Source organism: Aestuariicoccus sp. MJ-SS9, assembly GCF_032586235.1.
Classification (GTDB): domain Bacteria; phylum Pseudomonadota; class Alphaproteobacteria; order Rhodobacterales; family Rhodobacteraceae; genus Aestuariicoccus.
On record NZ_JAWHTD010000017.1, the window covers coordinates 1 to 17,381 of the forward strand.

16 protein-coding genes are annotated in these 17,381 nt (G+C 67.2%); 13 read left to right on the forward strand and 3 right to left on the reverse strand.

Going from position 1 to position 17,381, the window contains the following annotated elements; genetic code table 11:
- The first annotated feature begins 89 nt into the window (after positions 1-89).
- The 7 genes from RXV88_RS12700 (at position 90) to RXV88_RS12730 (ending at position 5,203) form a co-directional block, all read left to right on the forward strand.
- Positions 90-797 (forward strand): DUF932 domain-containing protein, encoded by a 708-nt coding sequence (locus tag RXV88_RS12700; protein ID WP_316293403.1) that lies wholly within the window; start codon positions 90-92, stop codon positions 795-797.
- A gap of 378 nt (positions 798-1,175) precedes the next feature.
- Positions 1,176-1,526, forward strand: coding sequence for a helix-turn-helix transcriptional regulator (locus RXV88_RS12705; RefSeq protein ID WP_316293404.1), 351 nt, complete (start codon positions 1,176-1,178; stop codon positions 1,524-1,526).
- A complete protein-coding gene (locus RXV88_RS12710; protein WP_316293406.1) occupies positions 1,504-2,007 on the forward strand; it encodes a hypothetical protein in 504 nt (167 codons plus the stop codon). The genes RXV88_RS12705 and RXV88_RS12710 overlap by 23 nt, the downstream gene beginning before the upstream one ends.
- A gap of 174 nt (positions 2,008-2,181) precedes the next feature.
- Positions 2,182-2,556 carry a hypothetical protein gene (locus tag RXV88_RS12715; RefSeq protein ID WP_316293407.1) on the forward strand — a complete coding sequence of 125 codons (375 nt, stop codon included), beginning with the start codon at positions 2,182-2,184 and terminating at the stop codon, positions 2,554-2,556.
- Between the two features lie 219 nt (positions 2,557-2,775).
- A complete protein-coding gene (locus RXV88_RS23705) occupies positions 2,776-2,967 on the forward strand; it encodes a hypothetical protein (protein ID WP_410468824.1) in 192 nt (63 codons plus the stop codon).
- 359 nt (positions 2,968-3,326) lie between these two features.
- Positions 3,327-3,638: a hypothetical protein gene (locus RXV88_RS12725; protein WP_316293409.1), complete on the forward strand. Its 312-nt coding sequence runs from the start codon at positions 3,327-3,329 to the stop codon at positions 3,636-3,638.
- A gap of 77 nt (positions 3,639-3,715) precedes the next feature.
- Complete coding sequence (locus RXV88_RS12730; protein ID WP_316293412.1) at positions 3,716-5,203, forward strand: hypothetical protein; 1,488 nt, start codon at positions 3,716-3,718, stop codon at positions 5,201-5,203.
- Positions 5,204-5,277: 74 nt separating this feature from the next.
- Here RXV88_RS12730 and RXV88_RS12735 read toward each other — a convergent pair whose 3' ends face one another.
- Both RXV88_RS12735 and RXV88_RS12740 read right to left on the reverse strand, forming a co-directional pair.
- Positions 5,278-7,968 (reverse strand): glycosyltransferase, encoded by a 2,691-nt coding sequence (locus RXV88_RS12735; protein ID WP_316293414.1) that lies wholly within the window; start codon positions 7,966-7,968, stop codon positions 5,278-5,280.
- Between the two features lie 78 nt (positions 7,969-8,046).
- Positions 8,047-9,357 carry a glycosyltransferase family 2 protein gene (locus tag RXV88_RS12740; protein WP_316293416.1) on the reverse strand — a complete coding sequence of 437 codons (1,311 nt, stop codon included), beginning with the start codon at positions 9,355-9,357 and terminating at the stop codon, positions 8,047-8,049.
- A gap of 265 nt (positions 9,358-9,622) precedes the next feature.
- Here RXV88_RS12740 and RXV88_RS12745 point away from each other — a divergent pair, with 265 nt between their 5' ends.
- Positions 9,623-10,234 carry a DUF2793 domain-containing protein gene (locus RXV88_RS12745; RefSeq protein ID WP_316293418.1) on the forward strand — a complete coding sequence of 204 codons (612 nt, stop codon included), beginning with the start codon at positions 9,623-9,625 and terminating at the stop codon, positions 10,232-10,234.
- 238 nt (positions 10,235-10,472) lie between these two features.
- On the opposite strand, the gene RXV88_RS12750 is transcribed toward RXV88_RS12745, so the two are convergent.
- Entirely contained in the window at positions 10,473-11,480 is a 1,008-nt protein-coding gene (locus tag RXV88_RS12750) for a replication initiator protein A (protein WP_316293419.1), read from the reverse strand.
- Between the two features lie 473 nt (positions 11,481-11,953).
- Here RXV88_RS12750 and RXV88_RS12755 point away from each other — a divergent pair, with 473 nt between their 5' ends.
- The 5 genes from RXV88_RS12755 (at position 11,954) to kdsA (ending at position 17,340) form a co-directional block, all read left to right on the forward strand.
- Positions 11,954-13,342 (forward strand): AAA family ATPase, encoded by a 1,389-nt coding sequence (locus tag RXV88_RS12755; protein WP_316293421.1) that lies wholly within the window; start codon positions 11,954-11,956, stop codon positions 13,340-13,342.
- Positions 13,343-13,546: 204 nt separating this feature from the next.
- Positions 13,547-14,548: a ParB/RepB/Spo0J family partition protein gene (locus tag RXV88_RS12760; RefSeq protein ID WP_316293422.1), complete on the forward strand. Its 1,002-nt coding sequence runs from the start codon at positions 13,547-13,549 to the stop codon at positions 14,546-14,548.
- Positions 14,549-14,741: 193 nt separating this feature from the next.
- Positions 14,742-15,716, forward strand: a complete 975-nt coding sequence (locus tag RXV88_RS12765; RefSeq protein ID WP_316293424.1) for a KpsF/GutQ family sugar-phosphate isomerase — start codon at positions 14,742-14,744, stop codon at positions 15,714-15,716.
- Positions 15,713-16,501, forward strand: coding sequence for a manno-octulosonate cytidylyltransferase (locus RXV88_RS12770; RefSeq protein ID WP_316293425.1), 789 nt, complete (start codon positions 15,713-15,715; stop codon positions 16,499-16,501). Before RXV88_RS12765 ends, RXV88_RS12770 begins: the two co-directional genes overlap by 4 nt.
- On the forward strand, positions 16,501-17,340 hold the full coding sequence (gene kdsA, locus RXV88_RS12775; protein WP_316293427.1) for a 3-deoxy-8-phosphooctulonate synthase: 840 nt from the start codon (positions 16,501-16,503) through the stop codon (positions 17,338-17,340). Before RXV88_RS12770 ends, kdsA begins: the two co-directional genes overlap by 1 nt.
- Positions 17,341-17,381 lie beyond the last annotated feature (41 nt).

The window sequence follows — 17,381 nt, forward strand, 5'->3', positions numbered from 1 at the left end:
CTGCGCTCAGGCTGCGCGGTCCAGCCCTTTTGTGCCGTCCCCTTTGTCCCGGTCGGGACACTCTTCCCAACAATGAATGGAGACGCCTCATGGCACTCATGCTTCATGCCGGAGCGGAGCCGGTCGACTATACTGCTCTGCACCAGATGCCGACACCTTCGGCGACCGAGACCCATGTCCCGATCGCGCATAGCGCCGTTGTCGACATGGTCCGGTACGCCCTTGGCTATTACGGCCACGATATCGTCGAGGAGGACTTCGGCGTCACGCCGGACGGGATGCGCTTCTTCGGGGTCCTGTCGCTGCAAAGCCCCTATGGCGGCTACACTGACACGGTGGGCTTGCGGAACAGCCACGACAAGACGTTCCCGATCGGGATCAGTTTTGGCAGCCGGGTTTTCGTCTGCGACAACCTCGCCTTCTCTGGCGACACGGTGATCCGCCGCAAGCACACGGTCCATGCCAAGCGGGATCTTCCGGGCATTGTGGCCGGCGTGGTCGAGCCTCTGCAGGCGCAACGGGCATCGCAGCACGCGCAATTCTGCCGCTACCAGGCGACAGAACTCAGCCCCCAAGCGGCCGATCACCTGATCCTGGAGCTCTATCGGAAGCGGATTTTCACGGTCACGAAGATCCCCGAGATTCTCGGTCATTTCGAGAACCCGCCTTTCGATTGGGGTGGCCGGTCCGCATGGCGGCTCTTCAACGCCGTGACCTACGTGCTTGAGGGCCGCGTGGTCGAAAACCCGAAGGCGACGACGGAACTGCACAAGGCAATCGACGCCGTGGCGGCGTGATCGCCGTTAATCCCGAAGAGACCTCCGGGCGCGGAGACCGGACTTCAGTTCTTTCTTGAAACACTGGCTCGCCCGTTTCGGGCGGGCCATTTTCGTCGGGGTGAGCGCGATGTGCCGCGAAGGGCCGGGTCTGGCATGATGGCGCGAAATTCGCGAAAATACCCCCACCAGGATTTGAAAACGGGTTTTGCCGGTCACGGGGCGTGGGGCCGCGAGAGAGGCGAAACGGGCTTTGCCCTTTCGCCCCCCGCCTCTCTCACGGACGCGGGTCCTGGCACCACGGCAAAACCCGTTTTCAGGAAATGCGATTGACGGGCGGTACGCGGAAACGGCCGCGTAAGGTATCCTGGGACCATTAGTCGATTAAGCCAAACCACCATGTTTGAAGAGTTCATTTGCGACCTGAAGGTCGCTCGAAAACGCGCCGGCCTGACCCAGCACGATTGCGGCCACCTCGTCGGCGTCAGCCACCACGCGATCAGCCAGATCGAAAGGGGTCAACGGATGCCCACCATCCGCGAGCTCTGCGCCCTGTCGTTGATCTACGGACGCAGCTTCGAAACCCTCTATGCCGAGATCCTGAAAGAGGTCCGCAAAGACCTCCAGGAAAACCTGGCGACCATGCCGGCGGAGCCGAAAGAATGGCCGGCCATCGAACGGCGCCGGAAATCCCTCGACCGCCTCGCCCGACGATTACTCGAAGAAGATGACCATTATCATGTCAGTTAGAAACCAGCGGGCGCTGGCCGTCGCCGCCCGGACCGGACGGCTCGGTTGCGTGGTGGTCGATGACGGCGACCTGGTGATCTGGGATACATCGGAGAAAGGGGCCAGCTCGTCTGCCAAGGCCGCGGCCAAACTGCGCGATTGGATCAGGGAGTATCACCCCGACGTGCTTGTCACCGAAAATCCCGATGCGGCGGGGCGCAAGCACGGGCAACAGATCAAGATCCTGAAAACCTTTGCCGCGATCGGGCAAGACCTGCCCCTAGTCAACCTCGTCGTGCGGAGGCGCCGCACGTTCCGGAATGCCTACGAAGAAGCCGAAAACCTCGCCAAGCAATTTCCCGACCTCGCGCTGATGGTTCCGAAAAAGCCGCCGATCTGGGGAACTGAACCCTATAATCTCGTCCTTTTTGAAGCGCTCGTGCTGATGCGGGAAGCAGGGCTCCTCAAATCTTTCGTGGCGACGGCCAGTGGCTCGGAATAACGGGACTTGCGTGCCTGAGCGGATCCAACGCTGCGGCAAACCAGGCCGTACCAAACGATCAATTTCCATGCTCCGGTACGCGCTCGGGGTGCCAATCTACCGCAAGACAAATCTCACCTACGTGAATTAGTTGCGCGCCAATTACACTTTCAATTGACAGGCTGTGATCTCGGGTTGCAGCTTGTTTCTATTGTGTTTAGTCCCGGCATCTGGTGGATCGGATCGAGGATGAATCGATCTGGCTCAGAGTCGAAGATCGAGGCGCGAGCATTCAATGGCGCCGGCTATCGCCAGGAACCGCCGGTCTCGAAAAAGACGCCCCAGCTCGAACACGTCGTCGGTTCCACGGTCGAGTACAAAGGCAAGACCATCCGGGTTGTCGAGGCTGGCTACGTTTTTGGAGGAACGGTCTATCCAACATTCGACGAAGCGAAAGCAAGGATCGACAAGTCAGTCGAATACATCTCTCCCACGAAGTCCAAGCCACCCTATGCCGAACAACTCGGGGTCAATCCGAACGCCGCCGCCGATTCATTGAAGCGTAGCTAACCTCCATAGCGACCCCCAACCTCTATGGGGGTCCAGTATGGGGAACCATCGCGGAACATATCGGCACATGCCGCAACAAAAATGACCCGATCACCACCATGACTTTATCTGCTTTCGCATCTAAACCCACCGCGCCCACCCTCTGTCTTTTCGGCGGCTGAAGCGGTGTGGGTGTCGATCAGTCATGACACGGTGCGGCGGGGCCTCCTATTCAAGACCATGTACTACGAGGTGACCCTCTCGGTAGCCCTGACCCATGAGGAAAACAGCCTCCACCATCTGCCGCTTGCGCCATTTGGCGACGGTTTTGACGTTGATGCCAAGCTCCCGGCTCAGTTCCGCGTTCGAAGCTTGCGATCGCTGTATTGCTGCTCGGATGGCGTGCGCAGCCGTGGCGTATCTGTCCCATAAGGCGTCCTTCCATTCCAACGAATGGATCGCACCATCAAACCCTGGGATCAAACACCTAGGGAATCCATGTAAAAGCATGGGGATACACCTTGGGGCCGTCAACGCGTTGCGGAACAATTCTGCCCATCTTTCCCGGGGCGTATAACCGACGCGACGGCTCGGCATGCATGGATTGGGCACATGTGAACGGCCGCTACGAGATCAAGACATCCGCAAGGCCCGGAAAGCAGCGTGAGAAAAGGTGTTACCTCGGGCACGTGTTCGAGCACTCGAAGACAAATCGCCGCTCGCCGCATTCAATCCCATGACCATCTCCCTTCACCCATCGCCGTGGCGCACGGGCCTGCGAGGGGGCGAACGTGGTGCGCCGCGGCCAGGGCCGGGAGGGCGGCCTAAGCCATCGGGACCTAGCCGGCCGGCATCTCGACAAACTGCCGGAACTCGACGGATCACTGCTGGAAATGTCGGTGATCGAGACCACCCTTGCGCGCCACGACATCGCTCGAAAGCTGTTCAACGCCTCCGCCATCGGGGCCGGGCCGCTTTTCGCCGAAAGGCCGGGCCGCCGGGTCGACGCCCGATCCGGCAATCTGTGCCGAGGCGCAGGCGCGGCTGGCGGAGATCTTGGCGATCCGCGTCCCGATCGCCGAACCGACGCACCTGTGCGCTGACCGGATAGGCTTGCATTTAGACCGCGATCTTTCAATAAGCGCCAGAACTCTACCTAACCGCGGAAAAGGAGATCCCGATGCAAATGGACAGGATCACCGATTTCTACGAAAAGACCGGACGCCTCTTTCAGGGCGGGTTCCTGATCCTGCGCAAGGACGAGGTGACGGGCAGTGGCGGACGGTTTCTGTCGCTGATTCACCAGCGGTTCGAAAAGGTTCATGTGGGTGATTTCGTAGCTCTTATCGCCCCCGGGACCACGTGGTTCACCCTGCAAAGCGATGATGTCACCTTTCTGGTCATCGGCGATGTCTTCGACAACGACGGGGACGCGGTCGAGGACCGGCTGCGCGCGCTGACCAAGGGCGACCTGATCGCCAACCTCGGCAATACCGACCTGGGCGGACGTCATGCCATCGTGGCCATCACCGAGGGCGATCTTCTGGTCGCCAACGATCCCTTCGGATCGCGCTCGGTGCATTACTGCACCGGCACGCGCGTGGCCGTTGCCTCGCACGCGGCGCTGCTGGCGCATCAGTTCGGCATGCCGCGCGACAAGGCCACCACCGCCTTTGTGAACGCGCCGCAATATCTGGACCGGATCGTGTGCTATCTGCCGGGCCATCGTACCGTCTATCGCAACATTCGGCGGCTGCCTCCCAACCATGTCTACAGCGCGCGCTTCGGCGGTATTGCGCGGTTCTGGCCGCACAAACCCTGCGAGGAAACGACCCGCGAACAGCTGTTCGATCGGTTTGACGCTGCGCTGAACGCGCTGCGCACCTTCGTTGTCGCACGCTACACGCCGGTGATCTCGATCACCGGCGGCGTCGACACCCGGTCGGTCCTGACCGCGTTCCACAACACCGGCACCCCCTTCACCGGCGTGACATGGCGCGATCTAAACTACACCCGCCAGGAGGCGGAGGTCGTCAGCACCATCGCCGAAAAGACCGGCTGCGCGCATCTCTACATCAGCCAGACCCGCACCGACGGCGACCTTCTGGACATCTGCGCCGCCTACAATGCGGGCGATATCTTCCGCGCGGCCCCGCGGGGGGTTCTGATGGACAAGGTGCGCGCCGAGATCGCCAACCGGCCCGACGCGAAAGAGGTGCTGCCGCCGGCCTTCCTGATTGGCTATGGCGGCGAAATCGTGCGCGGCTTCTACCGCAAGGGCAAACGCGGCCCCGAACACGGCTTCAACGTGCAAACGATGATCGATCTTTACGGCGTGGCCTCGCGCAAACACGGCACCGACAAAGCCTATTCCGCCTATGCAGCCGCGGCCTTCCGTGAGTTCTACCAGGCCGCACGGTTCGATCCGCGTTCTCTGAAGGGGTTCGATCCGAACGATGTGTTCTACTGGGAACACCGCATGGCCATGTGGGCGACCCCCACCATGGAGACGATCGACCTCGCCATGCCTTGCCTGGTGGGGCTGAACAGCCGGAAACTCTATGAAACCGCGATCGGCCTGCCGGTGGAGCAACGGATGTCGAAAGAGATCATCCTGTCGTATATTCGCTCGCGCAGCCCCGAGCTCGGAGCCATCCAGGTCATCTGACCGGCCGTTTCAGCCGCGATGGGACACGCCCGGCCGTTCCGGGGTCTACCCCCCATATCCGGGCCATCCTCTCATCACTCAGGGTCCGGACCCCGGAACATGTCGAGCCCGGCCGCCTGCAGCCGGGCGCAATAGCCGTAATGGCCGAAATCGCTGGCCACGAAAGCCCGCGCCCGGGTAATCAGCGCATTGCGCGCCGCCGCGTCTTGCGCCAGCAAGGCCATCCGTCCGGACACTTCTTCGGGCGCGGCGACATAAAGCGCGGCATCGCCGAACAACGGGCGGTAGGCCTCGGGCAGGATCACCGGCACCCCGGCGGCCATCGCCTCCAGCACCGGACGGCGGACGGGATCGGGGCGATCGTCGGCATCGATGTGCACGAAAGCGTCGAGCCGCGCCAGAAATGCCGCCGCGCTCATCGCGCCCTCGCCATGCACCGTCCAGCTTGCGGGCAGCGCGCCCAGCATCTCGGCCGGGGTTTCGGCCGCGCCCAGCACCTCGATACGCAGCGATCTGTCCGCGGGATAGGCAGCCAGCAGCGCCCGGGCCCCGGCGGGCCAGCGGCCCGGCCCGTCCGGCGTATGCCGCCCGATGACCAGAGGCGCGCGCCCCGGCGCGCCAAAGGGCGGGGCCGGGCGGTCCTGGGCCGCAACAGGGTCGATTTTCATGGGCCAGTCCGCGCCAGAAAGGCGCGCGGGCTCCAGCGGCCAGCCCGCCGCCAGCGCCCCGCGCGCCAGAGCGTGAGCGGGATACCAGGTGGCGGGCCGGCCGAATTGGCGCTGCAGATGATCGTCCACCCGGCGAATGTCGTCTGGCGCGCGGTCGGCGATGACCGCCAACCGGTCGGGCGCGATGGAGGGCAAGTAGCGCTGCGGCTCTTCGGCCACGCGTGCGTCGCGCAGCACAAGCAGATCGCAGGCCGCCTCTTCGCCGAAGCCCAGGATCTGCACGCCCGGGTCGGTCAGCGCCTGGCGCATCGCGCCGGTCATCGCCAGCCGGTCGCGCCCGGGATGGCCCAGATCGTAGCGCCGCATCTCGATCAGCCCCACCCGCAGCCCCGCCGCGCGCAGCGCCGCGATATCCGCCAGGCACGAGTCCAGCGCCTCGTCCCGCAGCCGGAAATCGCCGGCGAAGATCACCGGGGAATGGCCGAAGTCGCGCGCCAGCTTCTTGCGCTCGGGGCGCATGATCACGGGCACCGGAAAGGGTCTGTGGGCCGGATCAGAGCCGTATTTCAGCGTCCCGCCCTCCGCGCGGTGATGGCGCTGCGCCTCGAGATATTCCTTGCGCACGCCGAACATGAAGCCGCTGATCCCCAGCGCCTTGTTGGCGATGATCGAACTGGCAGAATCGCGCTGGAACGACAGCGGGCCGGTCTGCATCTCGGTCACCGCCGGCTGGCCGTGCTTGCGGCGGATGCGGCGGATCAGCTCGTTGTCGGCGGAAAAGCGCACCGTGTCCCAATAGCCGAAATCGCGCCGCACCGCGTCGCGGCGGAACATGAACGACGAGGTGTTGCCAATGAGGAACTGCCCGCGCGCGGTCCAGCGGGTGAAGTCCAGATCCGAGCTCGCCCGCGCCTGGTCCGAGGTGCAGCCGATCACATCCGGGTTGTCCTCCAGATGCCGCACCTGGGTCTCGATCTTGACCGGATGCGACCAGTCGTCGGCGTCGTGCAGGGTGACATAGACGCCCTGCGCCTCGTCCAGCCCGCGGTTGCGCGCCACATAGGCGCCGCCGTTCCGCTCCATCCGGATCAGCCGGATGCGGGGATCGCGCGCGGCGTGGTCCTCGGTGACGCGGGCGGTGGCGCCGCCGTCGGGGCTGCAATCGTCCAGCACCAGGATTTCCAGGTTGCGCCAGCTCTGCTCGCTGAGCGAGCGCAGCGCGGTGGGCAGGGTGTCGGCGGCGTCATAGGCCGCCACCAGAACGCTGACCAGCGGGCCCTCGGCGACCGGCGCGGGCGCGGTTTCGGCCGCCAGCCGGTCGTAGGGCGCGCGCCCGTCCCCGCCGGGCAGGAGCGTCACCGGCGGAATGCCGAACCGCCCCAGCACCCGGTTGATCAGCGCCACCCGCGCCCCCGGCGCGGTTTCGAAATTGACCCGCGCCAGCAGCACGTCGGCATCCGCCTCGCCCGCCGCGGCGGCGCGGTCCCAGGCGGCAAGACCCGCCTCGCGCTGGCCCAGGAAGTGATGGCAGAGCAGCTCGAGCGTCGCCAGCCGGCAGCGGAACTCGACGTCGTGGGCATGGGGGCGCGCGGTCCCGAGCCAGCCGAGCGCGCGGCGATAGCCCTCCTCGGTGCCCTCGCGCATGTGCCACATCGCCAGCTCGCGCGCGGCCTGGGCGCGCACCTGCGGCGCCGCGTCGCCCTGCACCACCTCGGCCAGTTCGGCCAGCGGGCGCTCGGTAAAGCCCAGGCTGAGCAGCTTGTAGCGCAGCAGGTCGACTGCCTGCCGCCCCGCGCCGGCCTCGGACGGGCCCTGGCAGGGGTAGCCCTTGAAGCGCCCGTGCAGCGCGTAATGCAGCAGCGGGTTGACGCCATGCGCGGCCAGCAGCGGATGCTGCGCAAGATAGAAGGCGGTGTCGAAATCCTTGCCCGGGTCGCGGCCCAGGGCGGCGCCGTATTTCAGGTAATGCTCGGCCGGATCCATGCCCAGCCGGTCCACATCCGCATAGCGCGCGCGGTACCAGGCGCCGTGGACATGCCCGGTCTTGCGGATCAGCCGCGCCTGTTCGGAGAGCGATCGGGGCAGGACGGGGGACATCGGGGCGGGCAACTCCGGTTCTGGCTCAGTTGCCGCAGGCGGCAACGGCCCTGTCTATCGGAAGGCGGCGGCGCATTGTCAACCGCCGCCCGGGGCGTCCTTGCGGGCGGCCAGCGCGGCGCGGATGCGCGCGGCATTGGCCTCGGCGTCGCGGGTGGCGGTGATATTGCCCAGAAGCGGCGCCGAGATCACGTGATGCGCGCCGATCACCGGCACCGCCCGCGGCGGCGCGGGCTCGGTCAGGCGCAGCACCAGATCCCAGTCCACCAGCCGGTCGAGCGTCTCGTCGAAACCGCCCAGCCGGTCGCTCAGCGCGCGGCGGTGGGCAAAGCCGTTGAGGTCGATGTAATTCTCGCGCTCCAGCGCGGCGCGGTCGAAGGGGCGGAAGAGCACGTCGCTCCAGCCATCATCGAGATTGTGGCGCAGCACCGCCGTATAGGCGCAATCCGCCGCGGGGTCGGTGGCGAAGACCGCGCCGAGATAGAGCAGGTGATCGGCCTCCCAGAGGTTGTCGCTGTCCAGATAGGCGACGATCTCGCCCGTGGCCGCCGCCAGGCCCGCGTTGCGCGCTGCCGAGACGCCGGCGTGATCGCGCCGGATCAGGCGCAGCTGGCCGGTCTCCAGCGGCCCGGCAAAGCGCGCCGCCAGGAGATCGGCGCTGCCGTCGGTGCTGCCGTCGTCGATCGCGATCACCTCGTGGGCGGCATAGGATTGGGTCAGCGCCGCATGCACCGCGCCCGCGACCACATGGGCGCGGTTCCAGCAGGGGACGATCACGCTGATCCGGGGCCGCGCGGCCCGCACCGCCGCCAGCGCCTCTTCGCGCAGGACCGGGCGCAGCTCGTGAGGGTAAAGCGGCTCTGTTCCGGCAAGAAACGCGTCGATGCTGCCGGGACCGAAGAGCTGCCAGGGGGTGTAGAGATCGGGATCGACCGCGGTCAGCCCGCCCGGCAGGCGGCCCTCCGCGGCGCCGCTGGCGATGTAGTGCTTCAGCGCCCTGGCACCGGCGGCGGCGACATCGGGGTTGGCCTCCAGATAGGCCGCCTCGTCAAAGACCCCCCGTGCGCGCCAGCCCGGCATCCGGTCCAGCGCGCGGGCCAGCATCCGGCCCACCGCGCGCGGCTCGCCGGTCAGCCGCGCACCCGGTTCGGGCGGCGGCGCCTCGAGCCGGGCCAGCCGGTGCTGGGCGCGCGCCAGCGCCACCCGGGCGGCCAGCGCCTCGGCGGCCTGGGCCTGCGCGAAAGCGTCGATCAGATCGCCCAGCGGCCCCGGCCCGGCGGCCTCGCGCAGCTCGGCCAGCCGCGCCTCGAGCGGGCGCGTGCCCCCGGCGTCGTGCAAGAGCGCCCGAAGACGGGCCATGAGCGCGGGATCGGCGGGGTCTTGGGGCATGATGGGCGGGGTCCTCGGGTCCGTCCCCCTGTCTTGGCACAGCCCGCGCCCGCGCGCGAGCCTTATCGAGAGATGAACGCCCCGCCCGCCGCCTTCACGCCCTGGCAAAGGATGTCACCGAAGAGTTGGACCACCGTCCAGTCATTCCCCTTCCGGAGACCGCCATGCCCGATACATCCACCCGCCTCGGCCTGCCCTATCTCGCCCCCACACAGGCGCAGAAACATGTCACCGTGAACGAGGGGCTGACGCGGCTCACACGCTGGTGCAGCTGCACCTGAGCGGCGTCGATGCGCTGGGGTTCGGCGCGCAAGGGGCCTGGGCCGGCCAGGACGGCCGGCTGGCGCGCTGGGACGGCACCGCCTGGGTGTTCGTGCCGGCGGCGGCGGGCCGGATGGCCAGCACGCCCTCGGGCCGGGTGCGCATCTTCGATGGCGCGCTCTGGCGCCTGGCCGACACCGATCTGCAGAACCTCGACGGGGTGCGGATCGGCGCCGCGTTGGACGCGGTGAACCGGCTGGCGGTGGCCGCCGAGGCCACGCTGCTGAGCCATGCGGAGGCCGGGCATCAGCTCAAGATCAACAAGGCCGCCGCGACTGACACCGCCAGCCTGCTTTTTCAGAGCGGCTGGTCGGGCCGGGCCGAGATAGGGCTGGCGGGGGGCGACGACTGGTCGATCAAGGTCTCGCCCGATGGTGCGGCCTGGACCGAGGCGCTGCGGGTGGACGCGGCCACCGCCAAGGTCACGCTCGGCACCGCGCTGCACCTGACCCCCGGCAGCGCCCCTGCCTCCGCCGCTGCGGGCGATCTCTATTTCGATGCGGCCACGTCGAAACTGCGCTGCCACGACGGCACTGTCTGGCACGATCTTTTCTGATCTGATGTCGCCGCGCCTGTGGCGCGCCGACCGGAAGGGGGGCCAGCCCCCCGTCGCCCGTTGGGTGACTCCCCCCGGGATATTTAGAGATCAGTGAAACAGGAAAGAGGGACTCTTTGATCTTCTTCTTGGCAGAAATACTCCGGGGAGCGCGAGGGGCGTCGTCCATTGTGCTTGAACCAATGGCGCACAATGGACGACCCTCGCATAGAACCGAAGGCTCACCCACGCGGCACGCTCAGCGCTTTTGCGCCTTGACCCAGCCCAGGAACGCCGCATCCGCGTTCGACAGCCGCGCGCGGCCGGTCTCGGCCCACCAGTCGCGCCACTGCGCCTCGAGCCCGTGCACATCCGCGCCGGGAGCCAGCGCGCGGGCGGCCTCGAGCGCCGCCTCGGAGACGCGCGGCGCCTCGGGGCCCGGGTCGACCACCCGGCCCTGGCGCTCGAAGGCGATGCGGTCGCCGTCTTCCTCGCGCATGTGGTAATCGGGCAGGTGGCCGTCGGCGATCATCCGGCGCAGGGCCGCGCGGAACACCCGCACCGGCGCGGTGGATCCGGCCTTCTTATGCAGCACGCCCACGCTGACCATCCAGCCCGCCTGCCGCCCGCAATGCTTGCGCGCCAGCTCGTAGATCCGCCGCTCGAGCGGTTTGCGCAGCCGGAAGTAATCGCGGCTCAGCGTCAGCACCGATTTCGACAGCACCGCCCGGAAGAGCCAGTCCGACAGCGTCACGGTCACGCTGATCATCCGCCCGCCGCGCGACCGGCGCACAATCTCCCAGCTTTCGATCAGACCGAAGCCGCGCGTGGTCTCGATCCCGCCGGTCTCGAGATTGGTGGTGATGCGGGTGCCCGCCAGCCGCTCGAAGGCCTCCTTGAGGCGCGCATAGGCATCGCCCGAAGTGTCGCGGTTGGTGGCCACCAAGAGATCATGCGCGCGCAGATGCAGGGTGCGCGAGATCGCCCGGCCCGCGTTCAGCGCCGCCATCAGCTGGCTGATGCAATAGATCAGCACGTCCTTGTCGTGGATCGTCGCGCGGCCCTTGACGCTTGGCGTCACCTCGATGCGGGCACCGTTGTGTTCATAGGACAGAACCCGCCGGTCGGGTCGGGTCGAGAGCGAAAAGATCGGATGCTCCATACTGCCCAGGTCGTCCTTGGGCGATACGCCGAAGATGTCGCAGATGAAGAAATCCGCTGTCGGATGGCGGTCGGGCAAGAGCCCGCCGGTCGCTCGTGTGGTCATGTCCTGCCTCGTGCCTCATGCGGCGCGCCCTTATGCTGGGTCGTCACCACGCTGCCCCCGGTTCTTTTTTCGCGAATCCGCTTTCGGGGTTTCAGTGACACCCACCCTAAAGTTATCCACAGCCTGCGTCTACAGCGCAGCGGGGGATCGGAGTCGGGCCGGCGTGGGTTCGGAGTCGCCCAATCGTGGGATCAGAGTCGCCTATGCCCCGCACCGTGGAAATTCCACGCTTGATTTCAGAGGTTTACGGAAAAGGCTCGACATCCATAACATAACAAATAACGATAAATAACAGGATCCTTTCGGGAACCCGGTCAGGATTTCCATCCGGATACCTGAAAACAACCCACTGAACTTGCTGAGAAAAGAAAGAAAAGCCTCGGGTGTGTGTGGCTTTTGCTTTGATGTGTGCGCTTTTGTGGTATCCTTTGCGAAACCGCACACATTCCAAGCAAAAGCGGACCGAGCAGGACATGAAAACCGACCCGAAGGCGCTCCCGCCTTATTTCAACATCGACCCCGATTCCGCGCTGGTGCAGCTGGGCGACCCGGCCACGACCGAGGGCTTCGGCGCCATCGCGCGGGCCTGCGCGGCCGGGCGTCAGGATCTGGAAAGCCGCGGGCTCGAGGAGGGCGAGGCGCGGCACCTGCGGATGTTCTCCACCTGGGAGATCACGCGCTATCTCATCCCCGTCGCCGTGGGCCATTTCCGCCGGGTGCTGAAACAGAACCCCGATCTGCCGCAGGGCCGGTCCGAGACCGAGGGCGGGGCCAAGTGGTTCACCCTCGACGAGGTGCTGCGGCTGCGCGCGCATTTCTCCGAGGCCGGGTCCAAGGCCAAGAACTATCGCCCGTACCGCCCCGCGGGCCAGCCCGCCAAGATGGTGGCGGTGGCCAATTTCAAGGGCGGCGTGGGCAAGACCTCGACGGCGGCGCATCTGGCGATGTCGGCCGCGCTCGACGGTTACCGCGTGCTGGTGATCGACCTGGATTCCCAGGGGTCCATGACTTCGATCTTCGGCGGCAAGGTGGCGGATGAATGGCAGACGGTGTTCCCGCTGATGGCGCGGCATTACGCGCGCTACCTGCAGGGCGAGAACCAGCGCCGGCTCGACCGGGGCGAGGCGCCGCAACCGCTGGACGACACGCTGTCGGACGCGCTCGAGGTGCGCAGCGAACAGCTGATCCAGAAAACCCACTGGCCCAATATCGACCTCATCGGCGCGCAGCTGAACCTCTACTGGGCCGAGTTCCAGATCCCCGTCTGGCGGATGCAGGGGCGGGGGTGGAAGCTCTGGGATGCGCTGACCGACACGCTGGAGGCCGATGGCGTGCTGGATCAATACGACGTGATCTTCCTCGATACGCCGCCTGCGCTGGGGTATCTGACGATCAACGGTCTGGCCGCCGCCGATATCCTGCTGGTGCCTCTGGGGGCGTCGTTTCTGGAATTCGACAGCACGGGGCGGTTCTTCGACATGCTGCATTCCACCTTCGGCTCGATCGAGGAGGCCGAGAACATGGCCGCGCGGGCGCTGGGGCGCGAGGGGCTGGCCTTCCAGTGGGACGCGGTGCGCGCGGTCGTCACCCGCTATGACGGCGCGCAGCAGGCCGAGCTGGCCGCGCTGATGCAGGCCTATCTCGGCCCCACCCTCAGCCCGCACCGGCAGGATTTCACCGCGCTCATCGGGCAGGCGGGCGAACAGGTGCAGGGCATCTACGAGGCCGATTACCGCGATTTCAACCGCGAGACCTATGTGCGCGGGCGCGAAACTTTTGACGCCACCTATGCCGCCTTCAAGCAGCTTCTGGTCGGGGCCTGGCGGCGCGACGAGCTGGCCCGGCAGGAGGCGGCGGAATGAACGGGTGCTTGGGTATTGCCGTTCCGCCCGGGCCCGCCCCGGGCCGCGCCCGACCCTCCCCGCGGGAGGGGGCATTGGCGATGTTTCGCAGCGAACGGGCGGAGGGCAGCGCGCGGCGGCCGTTCGGTCCGGTGACGGCGGCGCGCGCCCCCTTCACCGCATCTTCACCCCTGCGCACAAGCCTTGCCGCCAAGGAGGCCCGCCATGGCCAAGCGTAAACGTCTGACCCCCGCCAACCCGCTCTACCTGGGCGATGCGCCCGCGCCCGAGACGAAGTCGCTCTTGCGCGCGGCCCCCATCGCCGATGTGGCGCGCGACGCCGCCACCTCTCATGCCGCCGCCGAGATGGCCGAGACCCTGCAAAAGGCCCGCGCCGAGGGGCGCATGATCGTGCCGCTGGCGCTGGCCGAGATCCAGTTCGATCACCTGGTGCGCGACCGCATCATCGTCGAGGACGACGAGATGGAGGCGCTGGTCAATTCGCTGCGCGACCGCGGCCAGCAGACCCCGATCGAGGTGGTGGAACTGCCGCGGGGGGGCTATGGGCTGATCTCCGGCTGGCGGCGCTGCCAGGCGCTGATCCAGCTCGGGCGCGACGAGGTGCTGGCGCTGATCCGCCGGCCCGAAACCGCCGCCGAGGCCTATCAGGCCATGGTCGAGGAAAACGAGATCCGGGTGGGGCTGAGCTATTTTGAGCGCGCCCGCATCGTCGCCAAGGCCGCCGAGGAAGGGGTCTATCGCAGCGAAAAAGAGGCGCTGCTGGATTTGTTCCGCGCTGCCTCGCGGCCCAAGCGGTCAAAGATCGGGGGGTTCCTGCCGATCGTGCATCACCTGTCGTCGGTGCTGCAATTCCCCCAGGCGCTCAGCGAACGCGGTGGGCTGGCCCTGGGCCGCGCGCTGGAGGAGGACGCGGGCCTGGGCGCGCGGCTGCAGGCGGCGCTACGCGCGGCCCGCGCCGACACGCCCGAGGCCGAGGCCGAGGTGATCGCCGCCGCAATGGAGCCTCCGCAACCCGCCCCGCGCAACACCGTGCCGGACCCGGCGCCTCCCGCCCCGGCGCCCGGGGCGGCAGAGGACCGCCGCGGGCGCGAAGTGGCGCCGGGCATCTGGCTGCGCACCGCAGCGAACGGCGACATCACCCTCAGCGGCCCAGGCCTGACGCCGGAAAAGCGCGCGGCGCTGAAACGCTGGCTGGCGGAAAAATAGGTCCGATCCGGACCAAATGTTTCGCGCGCGAAACATTTGGTCCGGATCGGACCTATACCGCGCCGCTCGTCAAGCCCTTGCGGCCTTTCCTCGCGAAGACGCCCGCCAGGGCGGATGAGCACCGCCGGAAAATCTTGCCATTCCGTCCACGCGCATCCTCTGCTATCCCGGCCCCAAGCTTCCGGATGACACGATGCCCGACACCGCCCCCCTGCCCTCTTCGCACCAGACCGCCGCGCGCGATGTGCTGACGCTCGAAGCCCAGGCGCTGACCGCGCTGGCGGACCGTCTGCCGCCCGATTTCGCAGCGAGCGTCGATCTGATCCTGTCCTGCCGCGGCCGGGTCATCGTGTCGGGCATCGGCAAGTCCGGCCATGTCGCCCGCAAGGTCAGCGCCACCCTCGCCAGCACCGGCACCCCCAGCTATTTCGTCCACGCCGCCGAGGCCAGCCACGGCGATCTGGGCATGATCGCCGAGGGCGACGTGGTGCTCTTGCTCTCCAATTCCGGCGAGACCCCCGAACTGGCCGACGAGATCGCCTATTGCACCCGCTTCGGCATCCCGATGATCGGCATGTCCTCGCGGCCCGACAGCACCCTGATGCGCGCCGTCCAACAGCGCTTGACCCTGCCCGCCATGCCCGAGGCCTGCCCCAACGGCATGGCCCCCACCACCTCGACCACGATGATGCTGGCGCTTGGCGATGCGCTGGCGGTGGCGCTGATGAAGGCGCGGGGTTTCGATGCGAACCATTTCCGCGACTTCCACCCCGGCGGCAAGCTCGGCGCGCAGATGACCCATGTGGCCGAGCTGATGCACGGGCCCCCCGCCCTGCCGCTGGTCGATCCCGAAAGCCCGATGTCCGACACGCTGCTCGTGATGTCTTCCAAAGGCTTCGGCATCGCCGCCGTGGTGGCCGAGGACGGTGCGCTCTTGGGCATCGTCACCGATGGCGATCTGCGCCGCAACATGGACGATCTGATGCGCCGCAGCGCCGGGCAGATCGCCACCCGCCATCCGGTCACCGTCACCCCCGACACGCTCGCCGCCCGGGCGCTGGCGCTGATGAACGACCGCAAGATCAGCGTGCTCTTGGTGATCGACGACGCGGGCCGCCCGGTGGGCGTGCTGCACATCCACGATTGCCTGCGCGCAGGTGTGGCATGAAACCGGTCATCGTCATTCCCGCCCGCTATGCCTCGACCCGCTATCCCGGAAAGCCGCTGGCCGAACTGACCCTGCCCTCGGGCGAGCGAAAGAGCCTGATCCGCCTCAGCTGGGAGGCCGCGACCCAGGTGCGCGGCGTCTCGGGCGTCTATGTCGCCACCGACGACGACCGCATCGCCGCGCACGCACGCAGCTTCGGCGCCTCGGTCATCATGACCTCGAACGCCGCGCGCAACGGCACCGAACGCTGCGCCGAGGCGCTGGAAAACGCCGGGCTCGACACCGATCTGGTGGTCAACCTGCAAGGCGACGCGCCGCTGACCCCGCCCTGGTTCATCGAGGATCTGATCGCCGCCATGCAGGCCGATCCCTCCGCCCAGGTCGCGACCCCGGTGCTGCGCTGCGACGCGCAGACCTACGGCCATTTCACCGAAGACCGCAAGACCGGCCGGGTCGGCGGCACCACGGCGGTGTTCGCAGCGAACGGCCATGCGCTCTACTTCTCCAAGGAAGTGATCCCCTATATCGACCCGGGCAAGCTGCCCGACCCGATCCCGGTCTTCCACCACGTCGGCGTCTATGCCTACCGCCCCGCGGCCCTGATGGCCTATGGCCAATGGCCCGAAGGCACGCTCGAGCGGCTCGAGGGGCTCGAACAGCTGCGCTTTCTCGAACACGGGGTGCCGGTGGCCTGCGTGACGGTCGAAGGCCGTGGCCGGGTCTTCTGGGAACTCAACAACCCGCACGACATTCCCCGCATCGAATCCGCGCTGAGAGGTCTCTAATGGATGGATTTGGCTCTGAAATCGTCCGCCTGGGCGACATCGCCATCGGCGGCGCCAACCCTTTCGCGCTGATCGCCGGGCCCTGCCAGCTCGAAAGCCTGGAGCACGCAAGGATGATGGCCGACCGCATCGCCGAGGCCTGCGCCCCCACCGGCACGCGTTTTATATTCAAAGCCAGCTACGACAAGGCCAACCGCTCGTCCATCGGCACCGAACGCGGGCTCGGGATGGAGAGGGGGCTCGAGATCCTGGGCCGCATCAGGGACGAATTCGGCTGCCCCGTGCTGACCGATGTGCACCTGCCTGACCAATGCGCCCCCGCCGCAGAGGTCTGCGACGTGCTGCAAATCCCCGCCTTCCTCTGCCGCCAGACCGACCTCCTGCTGGCCGCCGGCGAAACCGGCGCGGCGATCAACGTCAAGAAAGGCCAGTTCCTGGCCCCCTGGGACATGGGCAACGTCGCCGCCAAGATCGCCAGCACCGGCAACCGGCGGATCCTGCTCTGCGACCGGGGGACCTCGTTCGGCTACAACACCCTGGTCAGCGACTTCCGCGGCCTGCCCACGATGGCGGCGACGGGCTATCCGGTGGTCTTCGACGCGACCCATTCGGTGCAGCAGCCGGGCGGGCAGGGCGCGACATCGGGCGGGCAGCGGGAATTCGCGCCGGTGCTGGCGCGCGCGGCCTGCGCGGTGGGGGTGAGCGCGCTTTTCATCGAGACGCACCAGGATCCCGACAACGCCCCCAGCGACGGGCCCAACATGATCCCCGTGGAGCGCATGGGCGCGCTGGTGGCCGAACTGCGCGGCTTTGACGACCTGCGCAAGGGCCGGGCGTGAACCGGCGCGCCGCGCTGGCCTTGGCGCTGGCGATGACGACA

What these genes read in the sequence shown, in the direction of transcription:
- RXV88_RS12755 (WP_316293421.1), top strand. Translation starts at nt 11,954, where the DNA reads ATGAAAACCGACCCGAAGGCGCTCCCGCCTTATTTCAACATCGACCCC.
- RXV88_RS12705 (WP_316293404.1), top strand. Translation starts at nt 1,176, where the DNA reads ATGTTTGAAGAGTTCATTTGCGACCTGAAGGTCGCTCGAAAACGCGCC.
- kdsA (WP_316293427.1), top strand. Translation starts at nt 16,501, where the DNA reads ATGGATGGATTTGGCTCTGAAATCGTCCGCCTGGGCGACATCGCCATC.
- RXV88_RS12735 (WP_316293414.1), bottom strand. Translation starts at nt 7,968, where the DNA reads ATGTCCCCCGTCCTGCCCCGATCGCTCTCCGAACAGGCGCGGCTGATC.
- RXV88_RS12760 (WP_316293422.1), top strand. Translation starts at nt 13,547, where the DNA reads ATGGCCAAGCGTAAACGTCTGACCCCCGCCAACCCGCTCTACCTGGGC.
- RXV88_RS12765 (WP_316293424.1), top strand. Translation starts at nt 14,742, where the DNA reads ATGCCCGACACCGCCCCCCTGCCCTCTTCGCACCAGACCGCCGCGCGC.
- RXV88_RS12700 (WP_316293403.1), top strand. Translation starts at nt 90, where the DNA reads ATGGCACTCATGCTTCATGCCGGAGCGGAGCCGGTCGACTATACTGCT.
- RXV88_RS12740 (WP_316293416.1), bottom strand. Translation starts at nt 9,357, where the DNA reads ATGCCCCAAGACCCCGCCGATCCCGCGCTCATGGCCCGTCTTCGGGCG.
- RXV88_RS12730 (WP_316293412.1), top strand. Translation starts at nt 3,716, where the DNA reads ATGCAAATGGACAGGATCACCGATTTCTACGAAAAGACCGGACGCCTC.
- RXV88_RS12750 (WP_316293419.1), bottom strand. Translation starts at nt 11,480, where the DNA reads ATGACCACACGAGCGACCGGCGGGCTCTTGCCCGACCGCCATCCGACA.
- RXV88_RS23705 (WP_410468824.1), top strand. Translation starts at nt 2,776, where the DNA reads ATGTACTACGAGGTGACCCTCTCGGTAGCCCTGACCCATGAGGAAAAC.
- RXV88_RS12770 (WP_316293425.1), top strand. Translation starts at nt 15,713, where the DNA reads ATGAAACCGGTCATCGTCATTCCCGCCCGCTATGCCTCGACCCGCTAT.
- RXV88_RS12710 (WP_316293406.1), top strand. Translation starts at nt 1,504, where the DNA reads ATGACCATTATCATGTCAGTTAGAAACCAGCGGGCGCTGGCCGTCGCC.